Here is a 21,348-nt window from a genome sequence, read left to right as displayed (position 1 = left end):
ACAGCAAGAATAAAACCCGCGAATACCTGGAAAGCAGCAACCCGGCAATGAACCAGACCGCTAACTCCAGAACCAGCCGAATGCAAACGACGACCGATCCGACCCAAATCACGATACATGCTGAAGACGGTTATGTCCTAAAAGGCCATCTATGGCGCCAAAACAACGACCCCGCCACAAACCCACCCCGCCCCGTGGTCATCATCAACCCGGCCACATCGGTCCGATGCAGCTACTACTCACGCTTCGCCGCATTCCTCCACACGAACGGCTTCGACGTCATCACCTACGATTATCGAGGCATCGGCGGCTCGCGCCCAGCATCACTTCGCAACTTGAACGCCGGATGGCTCGACTGGGGTCGCCTCGATTTCGAAGCGGTATTGCAGATGGCATCGCGCACGTTTCCTAACCAACCTGTACAAGTAGTAGCCCACAGCATAGGCGGGGTCTTGGTGGGCCTCGCTCCGTCGAATCACCTCGTCGATCGCGTCTTTACCATGGGCGCACAATTCGCCCATTGGCGCGACTACGCCAACCACAAACGATTCGGCATGCTGATCAAATGGCACGCCATCATGCCCTTGCTCACAGCGGCACTCGGCTATTTTCCCGGTGGCAGACTCGGCTGGATGGAAGACACACCGCGCGGCGTCGTGCGTGACTGGATCGCGCCGCAACCCAGGTTCGAAGATGCGTTCCGGCGCGGCCCACACGCCCTGACGGAGGCGGAACGCGCCAAACTGGTCGAGGGGTTCGCCGCTCTGCATGCACCAACGCTCGCGCTCAGCGTAACCGATGACGAATTTGGAACGGCATCGGCCATCGAACGTTTGCTTGCTTATTTCAAGAACAGCCCGAACACCCATCTGCGAATTCCGCCGGGAGCGATCGGGCATCGCGAGATCGGCCACTTCGCGTTTTTCCATAGCCGATTCGAAACATCGCTATGGCAAATCCCCCTCGAATGGCTCAAGGCTCACTCAGTGCGGGCCGACCTTCAAAGGTTTGTCGTAGGGAAATGACAGGCACGCAACCGCTTTCAAGCCGACGTCCGCTCCCACGCCAACTCCATGAACACCCGGCACAGCGCTTCCATTCCTTTGGCATCGTCCGCGTCGAAGCGAGCAACTGAAGGACTGTCCACATCCCATACGCCAACAAGACTTCCGTCCTTGGTGACCAACGGCACGACAATCTCGGATTGCGAAGCCGAATCGCACGCAATGTGTCCGGGAAACTCATGAACGTCCTGCACCACCTGCGTCAGCCGGGTTTGCGCGGCCGTGCCGCACACGCCCTTACCCAACGCGATGCGAACGCACGCCGGTTTGCCTTGAAATGGACCCACGACAAGTTCAGCGCCATCGAAGAAATAAAAGCCGCTCCAGTTCAGGTCGGGAAGCGAGTGATACACCAACGCCGAAAAGTTGGCGGCATTGGCAATGCGATCGGGTTCGTCACTGAGAAGCGAGCGTGCCTGAGCGATAAGCTCGTCGTATTGCCCCGCTTTTGAACCGGTGGACTGTTGAACGGTGAAGGACATGATGGCGATGTGTACGCCATGACCGGCAGATCACGGCTGTTGAAAATGAAAGTCGCTCGAACATAGCACAGGCCGCCAAATCCGGCTTACGTGCACCTTCTATCTTGGCGCTTGCAACGTGACAGTCGTCATTGCCGGATCAGCAGCAATGGCTTCTTCAGTGAACGGGAAACGCAGCCATTGCTTGCCGGCGAAGCGCCGGGTTGCATCGCCGAAATGGGGCGAGGCGGGGTCATCGGATTCCGAATGCGCAAGCATGGTGTCCGCTTGCACGCCGCTCGCGTCAAACGACACCACCTGCAAGTAGCTCGCGCCGTGGCCGCTACGATCGACCGCGTAACCGTCTGCATCGACGGGATGCTGCGCGCACATCACCGTGAAATAACCCGCTTCATCGCAACCGCCAAAAAGCGGCACACGCGCACCATTCCGGTCCGCATGCAGCAGTTCGCCGCGCGTGGAATCAAGCGCAAAACCATAGCGCAGCATGGCTAGCACCGCGCCGCCGAGCGCCTGCTGAAGAGCAGGTTTAAGCGCGGGATTGGATGCGTCGAGCCCACGCGGCGTCGCAAGCGGCGCAGCCGGATCGAAGGGCACGCGGTAGAAATGGGCAAGCACGGGTCCGTTAAGGCGACGCCAGAATTCGTCCCAGAGATTAGCGCCTCGCGCATTGGTGTTGGCAGTACCGTCCCACTCACGAAGTACCTTGCACGCAGGCCCTAGATCAACCGTTTGCGGCTTGGCGCTTGGGACGCCTTTGGTGGTTGAAACCACCGAAACCACTGGAGCCGATTCATCAGCACAGACCGCGTCGAGAATAGGCTTGCGGAACAATTGTTCCGACATCGACCGGCTATCCAGCGCCGTCGTCTCCAGCGCAAGCCGCGTCACGCCGCCCTTCTGCGCCTGTAACTCGGCCGCGAGCATGTGGCCAAACCGCGTGCGCAACGATTGTTCGGTGCCGGTAATCCCGGCCACTTGCGGATAACCCGTTGTTGGTGCATTGGCGTTGGTCAGCCAGTAACTGCCGTTGAAGTTGCCCACATAATCGCCGCGCGCCATGCTCGCCATCTCGGAGAGCGGCAACGCCCCTGCTTGCACGCTCGATGCTTCCACGCGCCATTCACAGGCACTCTTCGAGCCATCGAGAAACGGGACGCCAGGCGCCTTTGCATCGAACGCACGGCCAAGCGGCGTCGTGCAAGCTGCCGCCAGCGAATCAGGCACATCTGGCACAGGGCCGAGATCGGCGAACCACACACGCGGGTCGTCACGGCCGATCGCCAGGGTATTCACCCAAGGCGTCGCAGCGAAGCGCTTCTGGATCGCGATGAAATCATCGAGGGAACGCGCTTGATCCCAAGCCAGGAAATTTTCGAAGGCGCGCGTGTTGTCGGTATTCACGTCGCGCAATGCAAACGCGTGTTGTGCATTCCATGCAAGCGCGGGCGACATTGACGACAGATCTACAAGCGGACCAAACCGCGAGCGATACAGTGTGCGCGTGATCGGTGTCAGGCTGCCGTCGGCGTTGCGAGTCTCGACCGTGACGGGCACGGCTGTCATCGGCTCGCTGACGCCATCGTAGAAATAGTGCGTGGGGTCGGCGGGATCGAGCGACAACTGGAAAATACCGAAGCGTCGCGCGCTCGACACGGTATGCGTCCACGCGATGTCGTTGTTAAAGCCGATCATCACGAGTGGCACGCCAAGGAACGACGCACCCGCTACGTTTAATTCGCCGGGGATGGTCAGCTGTGCTTCATAGAAACGATCAGGCCCGCGCCAGAACCAGTGCGGATTGCCGAAGAGAATGCTGCGGCCTTCCTGCGTGACCGGCGCGCCGAACGCAAGTGCATTACTGCCAATACCCCGGTGGCCGCCTATGTCGAGTTGCGAGGGCGCAAGATCGATGGCGCCTGTCTGCACGGCGTGCGCCGCTGCCGGTTTCACTGGCGGTTGCGCGCGAGCTATCTGCGGTAAAAACCGTACAGCGCCGCCCGCGAGATTAGCGGCTACGAGCCGCCTGATCATATCGTCGGACGTGATCTTTCCGACCCACGGCTTGCCTTTGCACGCCGCGTTCGCCCCGCCCGTGTTTCCCGCATCCAACTCGCCGACGTAGCGGTTATAGCCCGCCACATACCCGTCGATCAAGTCGCGAATTGGCTCGGACTGGGCGGATCTGTATCGCTCGACAGCGCCGGCGTCATCGACGAAACGAAAGAAGAAATCGGCTTCCAGATTGCGCGGCTGACCGAAGGAAGCGGCCGTTGGCGGCCGCGCATCGGCACCGAAATTCGCCGAGCGCTCGCCGCGAAACGTGATGAAGCCATCTGCCAGCGTGCAGAGGTTGTCTTGCGCCTGCACGTAACCATAGCCATAACCAAGACTCGCCCAATTGTCGGCCTTGATATGCGGAATACCGTCTTGCGTACGGCGTATCTCGACGCTAAAGGGCGTTTCCGCACTCGCCAGGTTTCGGGGGGCGTGCACGCAGCCGCTCAACGTGACTGCGGCGAACACAAGCGCCGCCGCGAACCTGACAAATTGCTTCATGGGATTAAACCTTGAATCAATGGGCAAAACTGATGGGCGAACCGCCGTGAGGATGCGGGACCGTACCCATTGGAATACCATAAATTGCGCCCAGTGTCTCGGCGTGCATCAGCTCGGCGGGAGTGCCCGATGCAAGCAGCCGGCCGCCTTTGAGCGCCAGGAGATCGTCGCAGAAACGCGCGGCCATGTTGACGTCGTGCAGCACCACGACCACGCCAAGTCCGCGCTCGACGCTCAAGGTCCTCACCAGTTGCAGGACCTCGATCTGATGTGCAATGTCGAGCGCCGAAATGGGTTCATCGAGCAGCAGGCATTCACTGTCCTGCGCGACGAGCATGGCGATCCACACGCGCTGGCGCTCTCCGCCAGAGAGGCTGTCTACCGTGCGATGCGCAAAGCGTTCGACATCGGTCAGCCGCAGGGCCTCTTCCACCTTCGCGCTATCTTGTGCGCTAAAGCGTCCGAGCGCGCCGTGCCACGGATATCGCCCCAATGCGACGAGTTCCCGCACCGTCATGCCGTCGGCGGCGGGCGGTTGTTGCGGCAGGTATGCGACCTTGCGGGCGAACGCGCGGCCTTCCCATTCTGCAAGCGGCTTGCCCGCGAATCGCAGCGTGCCGCTGCCCGGCGCTTGCTGTCGTGCGAGCAGCTTCAGCAGCGTGGATTTACCGGAACCGTTATGCCCGATGAGCCCGCATACGCGGTGCTTGGGCAACTCCAGCGACAGCGGATGGAGCAGCACCCGCTCGCCAATACTGAACGAGACCTCATCGAGCGAATACATGGACTCTCGATCAGGTTCACGAGAGGACTCACGCTCTGCGTCCAGGTCGATAAAGGCAGGATTGGCGTTCATGCGGGTTATGCCGATGCAACCGGCAACGACGCGCTCACATGAGCTTGCGGATGAATCGCGTTCGGATGATCGACGCGCAGGTCCGCGCCGCGCCCCAGTTCAACCACCTGACCGTAGTCGAGCTTGATATAACGATCGGCAAGATGGTAATAACGGTCGTCGTGCGTAATGACCACGATGGTCTTGCCCTTGGCCTGAAGCTCCGGCAGCAACTGCTTGTAGAACACTTCCTTAAAGGTTGGGTCCTGGTCGGCAGCCCATTCATCGAAGACATAAAACGGCCGGTCTTCCAGATACGTGACCAGCAACGCAAGACGCTTGCGCTGACCTTGCGACAAGTCGGTCGTCGAAAATGCGCCGTCCTTGACCGTGACCTTGTGATCGAGTTGCAGATGTTCGAGCAGCGACTTCGCGTGCGCGTCGAGGCCTTCCACCTTCATGCCGAGCAGCGTGTCGAACAGGAAGAAATCATTGAAGACCACCGAAAAATGCTGTCGATAAATATCGCGGTGCGCTTCATCGACCGGCTTGCCGTTGAGCAGGATCTGCCCGCCTTCGGGCGCGTAAAGTCCCACCAGCATTTTCGCGAGCGTCGTCTTGCCGCTGCCGTTACCGCCGATCAGGTAGATCAGTTCGCCCGGCTTGAACGTCAGGTCGATAGGGCCCAGCGTAAAGACTTCGTTTTCTTTTTCGCGGAAGTATCGGTGAGTGACCTTGTCGAACACAATGCTGTCGAACGACTTGGCCGGCGCTTCGTGCAAGGTATCTTCGAGCGGCAAGTCGGCATTGACCTGTTCAATGCGCTCCAGTGCAACCTTCGCCGAACTGACGTTCGGGATGGCGGACAGCAAGCCTTCAATCGGCATGATCATGTACAGGAAGATCATGGCGTAGCCGGACATCACGTGGGTGCTCACCGGAAACATGCGCGCGAGTACGAACAGCGTAATGCCAATAAACGCAAACAGGATGAAGCTGCCCCAGCTCGCGGCCGCCGAGTACAAGATGTACCCGCGCGTGCGCTGAACGCGTACTGCTTCCACGTTCGTTGCCAGCGTGTCCGTGACGAACGCATTCTTGCGCTCACGATGCAGCTTGAGTTCTTTGGCGCCATCGAAGAGCGCGCGGAAATGCTTGACGAGATCGTCTTCCTTGCGACGCGACCCGCGCAAATGAAACAGCGCTTTCGTGTTCGCAATATGAAAACCAAGCGAGCCGATGAAGATGGTCAAGACAGCGAAAAGCAGGATCTGCCACGACAAGTAGCCGAGATACGCGAGGCAACCCACGATCACCGCGCCGTGCATCGCGAGCGCGGGCAGGCTCAAGAACAGCACGACGATCGTATCCAGGTCCTGTGTCAGCACGGTGAGCGCCTTAGACGCGCCCTGCTTTTCCAGGTGCTGATATGACGCGTCGGCAATGCGCCGGATGGTTCGCATGCGCAGCGTTGCCTTGGCGCGCTGGCCGAGCTGCATGAACAGCGTTTGCGAAAGCGTTCGTGTGCCGAGCACCACGACGCCCACAATCAGGAATTGCCAGCCGAGTTCGACGAGCTTCGTATTCGACGCCCCCAATGCCTGGTTGATCAGTGCGATGAGCGCCGCGTTGCCGAACCCGCTAACGAGGCTCGCCACCACCGCGACAGCCAGCACCCAGCGTGAATTGCGGACGAGATACAAAAACAGCGACATGAAACTCCTTGTGGGGCAACGAGGGAAAACTTCGATCCCGCGCGTGAAAATGGCCGGCCCGCGGACGATCCAGGCACGGCCCGACCGCGTCACAGAATAATTAATTCGGCAAGTGAAGTCAATTAAATGCGAATCATTTGCATTTGTTGAAATCCACTGATAACGCCGGCGTAAGGGTATTAGTTGAAAGCGAGCGTCATGACGCCGGAGTCATGACGCCGCCCTCATGAGCCCGCCGCATCACGTGGACTGCGCTTGAACATCGTGACAATCAGGTACATGCCGCCAAGCAGCGTCGCCATCACGCCCGCCGGCATCTCCTGCGGAAACAGGACCCAGCGGCCAAGCCAGTCGGATGCAACCATCAGCGCCGCACCGAGCAACGCCGAAATGAACAGCAGCGGCACAGCGCGACGGATACCGAGCATGCGTGTCATGTGCGGCGCCATGAGGCCGATAAATGACAGCGGTCCGATCACGAGCGTTGCCGCCGCCGTCAACAGCGCACTCAGCAGCAGCAGCGCAAAACGCGCGACGCTAATGTTGACGCCCAAGCCACGCGACACGGCCGCGCCCAAGGGCAGGATTTCAAGCCAGCGGCGGCAGAATGGCACTGTGCAAAGCGCGGCAAACGCGACCACCGCAACGACACCCGCCGCGCCAGCGCTGACGTTATACGTCGACCCGGCGAGCAGGTTGTAGAGGACGATCACGCGAGGGTCATCGCTGGCAACGGCAATGGTCGACACTGCCTGGAACACGGCGCTGATCGTCACACCGGCAAGGATCAGCGTGTCGGGTGCATAAGAGGATTTGCGTGCAAAGATCAACAGCGCGCCCAGCGTGATCACCGACCCGCACGCGCACCAGACAAGGAACGTCGGCAACCCGGGATTTGCTGTCAGGAAGAGCGCGCCGGTGAGTCCCATCGCGCCGCCTGCAGTGATGCCGAGCAGGTCGGGGCTTGCCATCGGATTACCGGTCATGCGCTGGACGATACCGCCTGCCAGCGCGAGCAGCACGCCCACGCCCATCGCTGCAATCACATGCGGCAAGCGCAGGAACAGCAACACAGCGACCTCGTCCGGGCGACTGACATGCCAGCCTGCCAGACCCCGTCCCACGCACAGCGACAAGCCGATAGTCACGAGCAACACAACCACGCAGACGACCGCCGTCAAAGCGAACGCGCGCGATGACAACGGCTCCGACTGGATCGCGGGCGCATGGGTGAGGTCGGGCCGTCCGCGCAAGCGCCGCAACATGATCAGCAGCAACGGCGCGCCTAACAGCGTAGTGATCGCGCCGGTCGGAATTGTGGTTCCGAAACGTCCCGCGAATTCCTGCGCGATCTGATCCGCCAGCCACAAAAGCGCCGCGCCGAACAAAGGCGACCACAGCATCCGGTCACGCAGACGGCGCGCGCCGGCAAGACGCGCAAGCGTTGGTGCAGCCAGTCCGATAAAGCCGATGACGCCCACCGCGCTCACGACGAATGCCGTCACGAGCAAGGTCAGGAACAGCGCTGCGCCGCGCGTCAATCGCAACGACACGCCCAGGCTGCTGGCAACGGTGTCGCCCAGATCGAATACGGCCATGGGGCGCATGCACAGCATCAGCAACGCGACGCACGGCACGAGCCGCACGAGCAGTGCCAACGCGACGCTCCAGTCGTGCTGGCCAAGCGAGCCGCCGCCCCAGATCATCAGCGCGCTCAACAGGTCATAGTGCGAAATCGCGAGCGCGAAACTCAGCGCGCCGCAACACAGGTTGACGATCATGCCGCCGAGTATCAGCGCAAGCGGCGAGATGCCGCGTCGCGCGGCCAGCGCAAAAACAATCGCCAGTGCCACTGCGCCGCCGGCCAGCGCGACGCCGTCGCGGCCGGACACCAGCAAGAAGGGAGCATAGACCGTCGCTATCGAGAGCCCCAGATAGGAGCCGGAGAAGATGCCGAGCGTCATCGGTTCGGCGAGCGGATTGCGCAGCACTTGCTGGGTTGCCACGCCAGCAAGTCCGAGCGCCGCGCCGCACAGCCACGCGACCGCGATGCGCGGCAGGTCGCCGTAATGCACAAGCAGTTGCCGCAGATCCGTCGGCGATGGAGCCACCAGCGCTTGCCACCACAACGACGCCGGCAAGCGCTCGTCCAGCCTGTGCAGCGACAACAAAACGGCGAGTACGATCACCAGGCAAACCGGCAGGAGCGGCCAGCGTCGTGAGGGAACTACGGAGGCAGTCACAACGCTTTTCATGCGTGCTCCTGCTGGGCGCCGGCCTGCTCGAAGACATCGACGAGCACGCGTGCATAGAGCATCGCGGAAAGGACGCAGCCATCGGGAGGAACACGCGGCAAGCCCATCATGCGGCCCTCGTTCATGAACGGCATCGCATGCCACAAAGGGCTGGTTTTCATCATGTTCGAAACGGAAGACGCGAGCGGCTTCATGTAGAGCAAGGTCGCGTCGGGCACGCTGCCCAGCGCATCGAAGCCGGTGGTGGAGAAGGCGCCGGAATGGACCGCGTTGTGGAGTCCTAGCGTCGTCATCAATTCGCCGTAGAAGCTGTCCGGGCCGAACACACGCACATGCGACTCATCGATGAAATTCACCATGTAGAGCGGCTTTTTCCCCATCCTTGGCAACGCGGCGAGCGTCGTACGCGCGTGGGCGAGCGCCGTGTCCGCTTGCGTGAGAAGCGCTTGGGCGCGCGGCTCGCAGCCCAGCAACCTGGCAAGCTGGAGCGTCTCTGCACGTGCCGCGGAATAGGGCCTGTCACTCGACCGATATCGCCCGAGCGTGATGGTTGGCGCAACGCGTTCGAGCGCCGCCTTCAACGTCGCATGAGCCGGCGAGATAACGATCAGGTCAGGCTTCAATGCGAACAGCAATTCCATGTTCGGCTGGAACATCAGGCCGAGATCCACCACCGACGCAGGCACATCGCACGCCGTAAAATTTCGGCGGAAGTCGCGGGTATTCGCGATCCCGACCGGCACCACGCCGATCGACAACACCATCTCCGTCAATCCCCAGTCGAGCACGACAATACGGCGCGGTGGCGACGCTGGAACATCGGCCGCCAGTACGACATCGGAGAGTGCGTTTGCGGCAAGCGCGCCGACGCCCAGCATCGCGGAAAGCATGGCGCGTCGGTTCATTGCATCAGGTCGGAAAGGATGGATTGCATGTCGTCGGCCAAGCGGTCTTGATCTTGGTCTTGTCCTGCCGCGCTCTCTCGCGCAGCCGACACAACACCAGCGAACGCCCCGAGTGTCGGAGCAGTAAAGAGCGCAGCGAGTTCGATCTCGACCGATAACTGCCGCGCAATTCGCCGCTGGACTTGAAGGCTGAAAATGGAGTCGCCGCCGAGTTCGAAGAAGTTGTCGCGACGGCCGATTCGATCAACCTGTTCTATTCCGAGCACGTCGGACCAGATCTGCGCGATGACCTTTTCCACCTCGCCTTGCGGGGGTTCGTAGCGCCCTGTGACGGCTAATTCGGGCGATGGCAACGCATGGCGATCCACCTTGCCATTGGGCGTCAGCGGCAAGGCATCTAGCAGGACTATTGCCCCGGGCACCATGTAGTCCGGCAGGACGTGACGCAATGCCGTTTGCAACGTTGACCCATCAATCACCGCACCCGTCTGCGCGCTCACATATGCAACGAGACGCGCACTGCCGGCAGTGTTGGTAAGCGTCGCTACCGCATCCCGCACGCCGGGTAATGCAAGCAGCGCCGTCTCGATCTCGCCCAGTTCAATACGGAAACCGCGCAGCTTCACTTGATGATCAATGCGCCCGAGGTATTCAAGTTCACCCGCACTGTTCCAACGCACCAAGTCGCCGGTCCGGTACAAGCGGCCGCCCTTACCTTCATCGAAGGGATCAGGTACAAAGCGCTCCGCCGTCAGCGCTGCTCGATTTAGATATCCACGTGCCAGTCCCGCGCCGCCCACGTACAGTTCGCCCGCCACGCCCTGCGGCACGAGACTCAACCCGGTATCCAACACGTAAGCTGTGCGCTTGCCGACAGGGACGCCGATCGGTGCATACGCGCTATCAAATTCCGACGCGCTATCCGCGCTCCACACCGTCGATGTAATCACCGTTTCCGACGGTCCATACGCATTGAAAATCCGCTCGGGACGCAAGTGTTTCCTTACAGCTTCGAAGCCGCTTCGCGACCAGCCTTCTCCACCCACGATGCACGTCTTGACCGATATCGTTTCGGGCTCGGTCTCCTGAGCGAAGGCATTGATATAGGCAGGCGGCAAATCCAGTATCGATATCTTCTGAGCCTTGATCTCAGCCGCGAGACGCTGTGACGACCAGACGGTATCGTCGCGCAACACAATCGCCGCGCCGCTAAGCAAGGGTGCTAGCCACTGTTCGGCGGCCGCGTCGAAACTGATGGACGCGAAATGGAGTTGCCGGTCCTCCGGAGTGATGCCGTAGCGAAAGGCGACCGCCTGACAATGCATCGACAACGCGTTGTGCGCCACTGCCACGCCCTTGGGCTTGCCGGTTGATCCCGAAGTAAAGATCACATACGCCAGGTTGCCGCCAGCGAGTTTCACGGCCGGATTGCTTGCCGGTTCCGCCGAATCATCCAGCGTGTCCAGATCCAGGCGCGTCAGCCCGGCGCGTGTTGGCAGCCGCTCGCGCAAATGCGACTGCGTAATAAGCAGTGTAATGCCACTGTCCTCGATCATATGAGCGAGACGTTCGACGGGATACGCCGGGTCCAGCGGTACGTAGGCACCCCCAGCTTTGAGCACAGCCAGCAGGCCCACGATCATCTCAACCGAACGCGCCACGGCAAACCCGACACGCGCCTCCCGTCCAACTCCTTCCCGCATTAATCGATGCGCAAGGCGGTTTGCCCGTGCGTTCAGCTCGCTATAACTCAAGCTGAGATTGCCGGCCACGAGCGCGAGTGCATCGGGTTGCTGCTGTGCGCGTGCTTCGATTAGCGTATGGACGGGTTGTTCGGTATCTGCTGATGAAGGCAATGCGTCGGGATGACCCAACGTTATCAGCGCTCGCCGCTGCGCGTTATCGAGCAAATCGAATTCTGCAAGCGGCCGGTCCGATGCGCCCACGAATGCATTCAACAACCCGCCCGTTTGCTGCGCAATGCCTGCTATATCCCGATCCGAAAACGCGTCGTATGCAAACCGGAAGTCCAGCTTCAACGTGCCGGCGAGCATCACGCCCAGGGTCAGCGGGTAGCTGGTTTCATCGCAGGCACGTACATTGTCGACCGTCAGGCCACCGGGCGATGCCTCTTTCAACGCGGTATCGACGGGATAGTTTTCGAATACCACGACCGTATCGAACAAACCCTGGTTTGCCGCCCCCGCCCAGCGCTGTATCTCAACCAGCGGCGTGTGCGCATGTTCTTGCGCCGTCATGCCTTGCTGCTGCAACTCGCGCAACCAGTCGCCCAGGCGCTTGCCGGCACGCGGTTCGGCAATCATTGGCAGCGTGTTGATGAAGAGCCCAAGCAGCTGCGATGCACCGGCCAGACCCGCAGGGCGGCCAGCCAGCGTTGCACCGAAGATGACCGTGGGCTGGTTGGTGTAACGGTGCAAGAGCAATGCCCACGCGGCCTGAACCAGCGTGTTTACCGTGACCCGTTCCTGACGCGCAAACGCGACGAGGCGCTCGGCCGACACCGGGTTCAGGTCAAACGTGTGTTGGCCGTAACCGTCGGCTACTTCAATGCCGGTCCGCTCGTAACGGCTGGCGACCGCACTCGCCAATCGTGTTGGTTCCTCCATGCGCTTTGCTTGCTCGCGCCAGTGCGCGGCGCTCGCCTGCGCATCGTGTTTCTGCAACCAGCCGATATAGTCGCGATACCGTCCGCCATGCGCAGGCAAGCCCTGTCCACCGTAATGGCGCAACACCTCGCCGAGCAACTGCGCGACGCTCCAGCCGTCCATCAATACATGATGGTGCGTCCAGATGAAGTGATAGCGATCGGTGTCCACACGGACAAGTGTCAGCCTTTGCAAAGGCGCTTGCGTGACGTTGAAACCTTGCTTGAGATCGGACGAAGCCAGATCGTGGAGAGCGGCGGTGAGGTCGTGGCGACCACGCAGATCGTGCGTTGTCAGCGGCAGTTCCACCGCTCGCGCGACCCACTGCAGCCAGCCCTCCCCTTGTGCCACAAAGCCTGTTCGCAGGACGTCATGTCGAGCCGTTACCGCAACCCATGCGGCACTGAAACGGCCAACGTCCAACCCATGGATCTCTGCCCGCAACTGATTCATATACACGCTGCTGCCGGGCGCATACAACGTATGGAACAACATGCCCGACTGCATGGGCGACAACGGATAAATATCCGCGACGTTCTTCAACGTCAGCGGCAATTCATCAAGCTCGTTCTGCGTCAGATCAATTAGTTCGAAGTCCGAAGGTGTGGCGCCCGTGTTGCCGCTCGTGCAGTGCTCGATCACGCGTTCGAGTTCCACGCGGATCATATCTATCAGTCCTTCAACCGTACTCGTCCGATAACGCTCCGCGCTATAGCCGATGCTCAATGTCAGCGCGCCGTCCAGCACCTTGCCACTGACGGAGAGGTCATGCGGAAGCGGTGCGCCTTCGTCTTGCGAACGCCCCGCCGATTCAGGCGCAGGTTGCCATGCCGACGTTGCATCGAAGCTCTGGTCGAACTGACCGAGATAATTGAACACCACCCGCGATGGTTCGATGCTGCACAACGCACGTCGATCCGCTTCGTCACCGAGATACTTGAGCATGCCGAATCCAAGACCCCGGTCCGGTACCCCGCGCAGTGCTTCCTTGACACGCCCAAGCGCCGCGCCCACATCGCCCTGAGGATCGAGGGAGACCGGATACAGGCTCGTGAACCAGCCGACCGTGCGGCTCAGGTCTACATCGCCGAAAATAGTTTCGCGGCCGTGTCCTTCAAGGTCGATGCGAATTCGCTCAGATCCACTCCAGTTACATAGAGCGCGGCCCAGCGCGGTCAGCAGCAGGTCGTTGACGTGCGTGCGATATGCCGCAGGCGCTTCCTGAAGCAGCCGTTGCGTCCAGAGGCGGTCGAGGCTGAACGAGGCGTGACACAGATGCGCTGCGGTGTTTGCGCCGTTCGGGGAGTCGCACGGCAAAGCAGCAGACGTGTGTGCGACTTCCAGCCAGTGATCGACTTGGCCACGCAACTCGGAACTCTTTGCGTGGTGTGCCAGACGTCTCGCCCACTCAACGCTTGACGTTGTCTTCGGCGGCAATTTTACGGCTTCATCGGCCTGCAATTGCGCATACGCCGTTCGCAAATCCGCGAGCAGAATGCGCCACGACACGCCGTCCACCGCCAGATGGTGTACTACAAGCAAGAGCCGCCAGCTGCCGTCGCCGGTTTGTATTGCGAGCGCCCTCAGCAGCGGTCCTTGGTTGAGGTCGAGGCTGCGTTGCGCTTCATTGCATAGCTTTACGATGTCAGCCGGCGTAGCCGCCTCGCGTATCCATAACAAGTCAAATGTCAGTTCATTCGTACCCAGAGACCATCCGCCGTCGGCATCTTGCGTCAGACGCAGTCGCAACGCGTCGTGGTGCTGCACCAGCGCATGCAACGCGCGCTCCAGCAACGTAGTGTCCAACGCCTCGCGGCTCGTCAGCAGCACCGCCTGATTCCAGTAATGCCTATGCTCCACCGGCAGATCGAGGAACCAGGCCTGCATTGGTAAAAAGGCCTTGCTTGTGTCATGCACGAACGCATCGGCGGCGACAGCGGTTGCAACAACCGGCTCGGCGACAGCAGCAAGCTGCATCACGGTCTGGCGCTCGAACAAGTGCCGCGGGGTTACCTTCCATCCTGCCAGCCTCACGCGCTCCACAATCAGCAGGCTCAGGATCGAATCGCCGCCTAGCTCGAAGAAGTTGTCGTCGCGGCCAACACGTTCAACGCCCAATACTTCCTGCCAGATCCGCGCGAGCACGGGCTCAATGTCACCTTGCGGCGCTTCCCAAACTCGTTCCGTCTGAGCAGGCAACGGCAGCGCACGGCGATCCACCTTGCCATTCGGCGACAACGGCAGCCCGTCGAGTTCGACCCACGCGGATGGCACCATATGTTCCGGCAGCACGTCATGCAGGCGCGCAATCAGCAGGTCACGCTGCAATGCGTGACCTGCACGCGCCGTCACATACGCAACCAGCCGCTTGCCGGCCGGGCAATCCTGCGCCATGACTACTGCTTCATCGACACCCGGCAAAGTCTGCAACACTGCCTCGATCTCACCCAACTCGATGCGAAAGCCGCGGATCTTGACCTGATGGTCGAGCCGTCCAAGATAGTCGAGCGCGCCATCCTCACGCCAGCGCGCAAGGTCGCCCGTCCGATACAGACGCCCACCCTCGTTGAATGGATCGGGCATGAAACGCTCGGCCGTCAGCCCCGGACGGTTGAGATATCCACGCGCGAGTCCCGCGCCGCCCAAATAGAGTTCACCCGCAACGCCCACAGGCAAACGATTCATCGATTGATCGAGCACGTGGGTGCTGACGTTCGCAATCGGCCGGCCTATCGGCACGACCGGATCGCCTGCGTGACACGTCCAGTGCGTGACGTCGATAGCCGCTTCAGTCGGGCCGTACAGGTTATGCAATTGAGCATGCGAAAGACGGTGCAGCGCGCGATCCTGCAGCGTTGCCGGCAGCGCTTCACCGCTGCAGATGACCTGGCGCAGGCTCTTGCAAACGTCACTGTCACTATCGAGTGAAGCGATGAAGGCTTGCAACATCGGCGGCACGAAGTGCAGCGTGGTCACATTGAAGCGATCGATCAATTCGACCAGTCTTGCAGGGTCCCGATGATCCCCCGGCCCCGCTAATGCCAGACGCGCGCCGACCATGAGCGGCCAGAAGAACTCCCAGACCGATACATCGAAGCTGAACGGGGTCTTTTGCAGAACGGTATCGGTGGCGTCGAGCGGGTACGCGGCCTGCATCCATGCCAGCCGGTTGAACAACGCACCGTGCCGGTTGGCCGCGCCCTTCGGACGTCCTGTCGAACCGGACGTATAGATCACGTAGGCAAGGTTTTCCGCGTGAATCTGAACATCGGGACAATGTAGCGGCTCATCTGATGTATCCAGCACATCGAGTTCGAGCACCGTGCAAGCATCGTCCGGGGGCAAGTGCCGGCTCAGGCGTTCGCGCACGGCGCGCTGCGTGAGCAGCAATTGCACGCCGCTGTCGCCGATCATGTAGGCCAGCCGCTCCGACGGATACTCGGGATCGAGTGGAACGTAAGCGCCGCCTGCCTTCAGGATGGCCAGCAAGCCGACCACCATCTCCGCCGAACGTTCCAGACCTATACCGACTTTCACTTCCGGTCCCACGCCAAGCTTCACCAGCCGATGCGCAAGCTGATTGGCGCGCTGATCGAGTTCGCGGTAAGTCAGTAGCATATCGTCGAACACGAGCGCTGGCGCATCCGGTGTCGTTGCTGCGTGGCTTTCGAATAAACGATGCACAGGCGCCGCAACGCCAAACTCCGCGGCGCATGTGCTCCACTTCGAAAGACGAGCGAGTTCGTCTTCATCGATAAACGCGATCTCCGACACCGGCCGATCAGGATCCTGGCACAAGCCGGCCAGCATTGCTTCGTACTGTCGACCAAGCCGGGCGATGGTTTCAGTGCGATACAACGCGCCGTCGTAGCGCGCCGTGCAGTTGATCGCATCGGCGCTCACGCGAATATCCATGCTGAGGTCGAATTTAGCCGCCTGAGTTTCCGTATCGACGATATCGACCGCAAGGCCCGCGAGTCGCAATTTTCCAGCAGCGGCCGCGCCCTGCACGTTGAACAGCGTCTGGAAAAGCGGATGTCGATCGGCTTCTCGTTTCACGCTTAATGCGTCGACTATTGCCGCCAATGTAACGCTGCCATGATCGAGCGCGGCACGGGTGTCGTTGCGGACCGCTTGCAGCAGCGAGCGTCCGGTCATGGCCGGTTGAACACGTGCTCGATACACCTGCGTATCGACAAAAAGACCGATCAGGTCCTCGGTTTCCTCAACTGTTCGTCCGCTGGTTGGCACGCCAATACAGAAATCATCACTGCCGGCATGGCGCGACAGCAATAACTGCCACGCAGCCATCAGCACGGCAAACGGCGTGCAACGCTCGGTTTTGCAGCGGGAGCGCAACGCGTTTGCCGTTGCGTTAGTCAGGGTAAATGCATGCGTTCGCGCTGGATGGTCCTGCCCGGGCGCTCTCGCGAAATCGAAGGGTAGTTCGAAACTTGCATCAGGCGAGCCGATGTAATCGGTCCACCACGCAATATCAGCACGCGCTTTTTCGCTCGCCAGCATGTCACGTTGGAACGCGGAAAAATCGGCATACTGCCATATCAATTCCGGCAGTTCAGGAATCGTTTTGTCATGCACGATCCTGCCATACGCGTGAGCGAGTTCACGCGCGAAGATCGCCGTCGATGTTCCATCGGAGACAAGATGATGAACCACGACGGACAGCACATTCCATTGCGCGGACATCACGAAAACGCGCAAGCGGATCGCGCCTTCCGTGCCCAGATCGAACGGTTGCCGGGCCTCGTGAGCAAGCGCTTCCGCCAGCCTCAAGTCGCGTGCATCACTATCAAGCGAGGAAAGATCGGTCACAGGCAACGGCACATTCGCCGGTGCATCCACGATCTGAAAAGGCTGGCCGTCGTGTTCCGCAAAACGCGTACGCAATACTGCTTGCCTGCCACGAACGACATTCAGCGCCTGTTCAAGCGCGCTAATATCAGCCTGTCCGCGCAAGTGAAAAGCGCGCGCCAGATGGTAGGCAGTGGACAGCGGCGCGAGCCGCTGCATGAACCACAATCCCTCCTGCTGCGGAGACAGCGGCAAGGACGCCGTTAAATTTTTCGTCGAAAAAGACCGCATCGGCGCCCTGCCTCCTGTTGAATTACCACTGATACTTCAGTCCCGCGAGTACGAGCCGGCCTTGACCCCAGTAGCAGTCGCCGTTGCTGCACGACGCCATGTAAGTGCGGTTAAGCAAGTTGCTTGCATTGAGCGAAGCGGTCCAGCCATGCATGGTCGGGAACGCGCGTCCAAGGTCATAGCGCAGCGCGAGGTCAACCAGCGTTGCCGACGAGAGCAGGATCGAGTTCGCGGTATCGCCGTAGGAACCGCCGATATAACGCAGCCCCGCGCCCGCTTGAACGCCGTTGAGCGGCCCGCTGGTGACCGTGTAGTCCGCCCACAGCGACGCGGTATTACGCGGAATGCCGACCGGCGTCTTGTTCAGGTTCGACGTAGTGCTCTTTGTATTGAGCAGGTTTGTATACGTGTAGCTGAAGATCATTTGCAGGTTGTTAGTCAAGCTGGCGTGAGCTTCAACTTCAAAACCCTGGGACCGCACTTCGCCAGTCTGAATCTGGAAGTTGACGTTGTTCGGGTCCGTGGTCAACACGTTTTGCTGCGTCAGGTGGAACGCCGACACGGTGACAAAGCTGTTGTAATTCTTCGGCTGATATTTCACGCCGATCTCGTACTGCTGGGCGGTCGTGGGCGAGAACGTCGTACCCGCGGCGGTCGAGCCAACCTGCGGCTGGAACGACTTCGTGTAGCTCGCATAAGGCGCAAAGCCGTTGTCGAATTTGTACACGCCCCCGGCACGCCACGTGAACGCGCGGTTGAACTGGCTCGCCTCCGCGCCGTTCACGTACGACTTGCTATCTTCGTTCGTCCAGTCTTCACGCACGCCCAGCAGGAACGACCACCGGTCGATATCGATCTGGTCCTGCGCATAGGTGCCAAGCTGCTTGACCGTCTGCTTGTTCGACGTGCCGAACATGAAGTCCGGATACGGAACCGGCTGGCCGTATTGCGGATTCGTCACGCTGAGCGACGGGACATTGTCGAACGCGCCGTAGAACGCGTGATCGAATTGCGTGTACTGATAGTCAAGGCCGACGGTGGCCGTATGCGACACCGGTCCCGTGTTGAAACGCGCGGTGGCCTGGTTGTCGAGCGTGTGCGAGTTCAAGCGGCCCGTGTTCAAGTACACATCACGCGCCAGCTCGGTGCCGTTGTTGGTGTAGCCCGCGTCGTCCGCCACATACTGAATGGTCTGGCTGTTATGCAGGAAACGATAGCTCTGCTTCAACGACCAGACGTCGTTCAGGCGTTGATCCAGTTGGTACCCGATCGACTCCTGCGTCTTGCGGAAGCTGTCAAAAGCCGGTTCGCCCGGATAGAAACTGCGCGGCAGTTGCGCCACGCCGGTCTGGATCGTGCCCACCGCCGGCACGGTGTTGTAGATACCAGCCTCGGGATCGGCCTGGTAGTTCATGAAGACCGTGAACGTGGTGTCCTTCGTCGGCTTCCACGTAATAGTCGGCGAAATCGCGAAGCGCTGCTGGTTCACGTAGTCCGTCTGCGTGCCGGTATTAAAGCCGTCGGCCGTCAAACGGTAAAGCACCTTGCCGTCCTGATCGATAGGACCACTGAAATCGAAAAACCCCTGTAGGCGCCCATAGCTGCCGGTCTGGAATCCGACTTCATGCAGCGGCTCGGCCGTCGGCATCTTGCTCACGAGATTCACCGTGCCACCCGGCGAACCCTGACCGTACAACACGGAAGCCGGTCCGTGCAGCAACTCGATACGCTCGAACATGTACGGATCGAAACTCGTCACGTTAAAGCCAAAACCACCGGCCGGACCGGGCGTGCGCAAGCCGTTCCAGAACTCATCGACGAGGAAACCGCGTGCGTACAGGTACTCGAGCGAGTCCGTGTTGGTGCCGCGCTGTTCCGGGTTGATGCCCGACGTATAGCGCAGCGCCTGCGCCACGCTCTGCGCGTCCTGGATGTCCATCTGGTCGCGCGTCACCACCGAGATCGCCTGCGGCGTCTTGATGATCGGCGTATCGGTCTTGCTGCCCGCCGTGCTCTGTTTTGCCACGTAACCTTTCACCGGTCCCGTGCCCGTTTCCGCATCGCGCTGGCCCTTCACCACCACCGCGGGCAACTGTTGCCCTGCAGCAGACCCGGAAGTCGCCGCCGGCTGGCCGGTCGAGTCCGTCGGCACGACTGCCTCACTCTGCGCGAACGCGGACGTTGCCAGCAGCACGCCCGCTGCTATCGGCGCGAGCCGCCAGGGATTTCTTGCGCGCCCCCGCGCCCCGATGCGGTCTGCGCCGCGTCGTTCTGATTGTTGTCGTGCCATGGTCTCTTGCGGTTGGTGTGGATGGATAGATGAGCGAAAGTATGAACGATAATGCAAATGAGAATGATTACTAATACGTGATTATATCGGCGAGATATTTTTTTGTGTGAAATTTCCCTGACTACTCCCCAGCTTTCGTGCGGCTGTGTTGCGCGGCTTATCGACTGTCGAGAAAGCGGGTCAGGCTGGCGACTGTCGGATGATCGAAGACATCGCCGGGAGAAAGCTCTCGGCTCAGCGTCCGGCGGATTCGGGCGACCAGCTTGATCACCAGCAGCGAGTCACCACCCAGTTCGAAGAAGTCGTCATCGTCGCCGACCGTGCCGGGATCGACTTCCAGGAGGGTCGCAAAGAGCGTGCGCAGCGCGGTGTCGAGCGCGGGTTCCTGAAGGTGGGGAGTCTGTTGGTCCATGGTCTTTAGGTCTGCTTTCTGTAGGAGGAATGATCTGGCGTCAGGCATGGATTTCAAACGTTGGCGGCATGCGCGAATTGCGAGCGTTCGACGAGCTCGCTCATCGCCACGACAATCTTTCGCGGCCCCTGATAGGGATCACGAGCGTGCGCGACCAGCATGTTGTCGAGCATCAGCACGTCGCCGGCGCGCCAGTCAAAACGCACCGCGCAGCGCTCGTAAGCCGCACCGATCAACGCGATGGCGTCGTCGCTGATCGTGCTGCCATCGCCGAAGTAGGCGTGCCGCGGCATGCGTTCAAGGCCGACCATATCGAGGAGGTCCATCCGGACATCCGGCGCGAGGCACGCGATGTGATGCAACTGCACCTGGTTGAAGAACGACCGTTCGCAGGTCAGTGGATGCACGATCACCGCCGGACACACGGTGCGTGTCTGCAGCTCGTCGTTCGGCAACCATTCGTACTGCACACCCGCCGCTTCGCACCGTGCTTCCACCGCGCGCCGGTCGTCGGTATCGAAGAACTCGCGCCACGGCACATCCAGGCCGCGAGTAAATGTGCGCACGTACATCAACTGCTTGCGCTCGAATGTATCGACCAGTTGCGGCGGCAACTGCCGCAGCATCTCGCGGCAATCGACAATGGGCGTGGCGCCGCCCGTCACGGACGGCAGTTCGCAAAAGAAGAACTGCCGGCGCGGCCAGCGCGACAGGTGCGAACTTTCGTTGTGGTAGAGGATCATTTGCCGCTCGGGATACGGCGTGGACCGATACGTATTGCGGCCGCCCTCCTTCTTTGGCAGGTCACCGTATTCGCCGTACAGCGCGGGTGAAATCGCCTCGGCGAAGGTCTCGAAAGCGGCAGGCCCGGGCAGGTCGAAATCGCGGAACAGAATGGCGCCGTGGCGGGTGAGCCACGTTTCCAGTGCGTCGCGATGCGCGTCGATCCAGCCGGGCAAATTATTGATCGGACCGGTCGGTGTAAGGACGATCGGCAAGCGCGTGCCGGCGTTGAAAAATGAGGTCTCGACGCTGGCGTGGGTGATCGGGGTCGCGTTCATA

11 protein-coding genes are annotated in these 21,348 nt (G+C 60.7%); 1 reads left to right on the top strand and 10 read right to left on the bottom strand.

The window, feature by feature from the left end:
• Positions 1 to 47: 47 nt before the first annotated feature.
• Positions 48 to 1,025 (top strand): alpha/beta hydrolase family protein, encoded by a 978-nt coding sequence (locus ACSQ83_RS29730; protein WP_436230602.1) that lies wholly within the window; start codon positions 48 to 50, stop codon positions 1,023 to 1,025.
• Between the two features lie 17 nt (positions 1,026 to 1,042).
• On the opposite strand, the gene ACSQ83_RS29725 is transcribed toward ACSQ83_RS29730, so the two are convergent.
• The 10 genes from ACSQ83_RS29725 to ACSQ83_RS29680 form a co-directional block, all read right to left on the bottom strand.
• Positions 1,043 to 1,546, bottom strand: a complete 504-nt coding sequence (locus ACSQ83_RS29725; RefSeq protein ID WP_414949745.1) for a GAF domain-containing protein — start codon at positions 1,544 to 1,546, stop codon at positions 1,043 to 1,045.
• 99 nt (positions 1,547 to 1,645) lie between these two features.
• Positions 1,646 to 4,105 carry a penicillin acylase family protein gene (locus ACSQ83_RS29720; RefSeq protein ID WP_414949744.1) on the bottom strand — a complete coding sequence of 820 codons (2,460 nt, stop codon included), beginning with the start codon at positions 4,103 to 4,105 and terminating at the stop codon, positions 1,646 to 1,648.
• A 16-nt stretch (positions 4,106 to 4,121) separates the two neighbouring features.
• Positions 4,122 to 4,961: an ATP-binding cassette domain-containing protein gene (locus ACSQ83_RS29715; RefSeq protein ID WP_436230599.1), complete on the bottom strand. Its 840-nt coding sequence runs from the start codon at positions 4,959 to 4,961 to the stop codon at positions 4,122 to 4,124.
• A gap of 5 nt (positions 4,962 to 4,966) precedes the next feature.
• Positions 4,967 to 6,655 carry a cyclic peptide export ABC transporter gene (locus ACSQ83_RS29710; RefSeq protein WP_436230598.1) on the bottom strand — a complete coding sequence of 563 codons (1,689 nt, stop codon included), beginning with the start codon at positions 6,653 to 6,655 and terminating at the stop codon, positions 4,967 to 4,969.
• 224 nt (positions 6,656 to 6,879) lie between these two features.
• A complete protein-coding gene (fhuB, locus tag ACSQ83_RS29705) occupies positions 6,880 to 8,910 on the bottom strand; it encodes a Fe(3+)-hydroxamate ABC transporter permease FhuB (protein WP_436230597.1) in 2,031 nt (676 codons plus the stop codon).
• Positions 8,907 to 9,815: an ABC transporter substrate-binding protein gene (locus ACSQ83_RS29700; RefSeq protein WP_436230596.1), complete on the bottom strand. Its 909-nt coding sequence runs from the start codon at positions 9,813 to 9,815 to the stop codon at positions 8,907 to 8,909. Before ACSQ83_RS29700 ends, fhuB begins: the two co-directional genes overlap by 4 nt.
• Entirely contained in the window at positions 9,812 to 17,584 is a 7,773-nt protein-coding gene (locus ACSQ83_RS29695; protein WP_436230595.1) for an amino acid adenylation domain-containing protein, read from the bottom strand. Before ACSQ83_RS29695 ends, ACSQ83_RS29700 begins: the two co-directional genes overlap by 4 nt.
• A gap of 22 nt (positions 17,585 to 17,606) precedes the next feature.
• Entirely contained in the window at positions 17,607 to 19,874 is a 2,268-nt protein-coding gene (locus tag ACSQ83_RS29690; RefSeq protein WP_414949737.1) for a TonB-dependent siderophore receptor, read from the bottom strand.
• 157 nt (positions 19,875 to 20,031) lie between these two features.
• Entirely contained in the window at positions 20,032 to 20,286 is a 255-nt protein-coding gene (locus ACSQ83_RS29685; protein WP_414949736.1) for a phosphopantetheine-binding protein, read from the bottom strand.
• Positions 20,287 to 20,339: 53 nt separating this feature from the next.
• Complete coding sequence (locus ACSQ83_RS29680) at positions 20,340 to 21,347, bottom strand: TauD/TfdA family dioxygenase (protein ID WP_436230594.1); 1,008 nt, start codon at positions 21,345 to 21,347, stop codon at positions 20,340 to 20,342.
• Position 21,348 lies beyond the last annotated feature (1 nt).

Source organism: Caballeronia sp. LjRoot29 (assembly GCF_964252755.1).
In the GTDB taxonomy this organism is placed as follows: domain Bacteria; phylum Pseudomonadota; class Gammaproteobacteria; order Burkholderiales; family Burkholderiaceae; genus Caballeronia.
The sequence above is the reverse complement of the archived record's forward strand: the minus strand, read 5'-3'. Positions and strand labels throughout refer to the sequence as shown.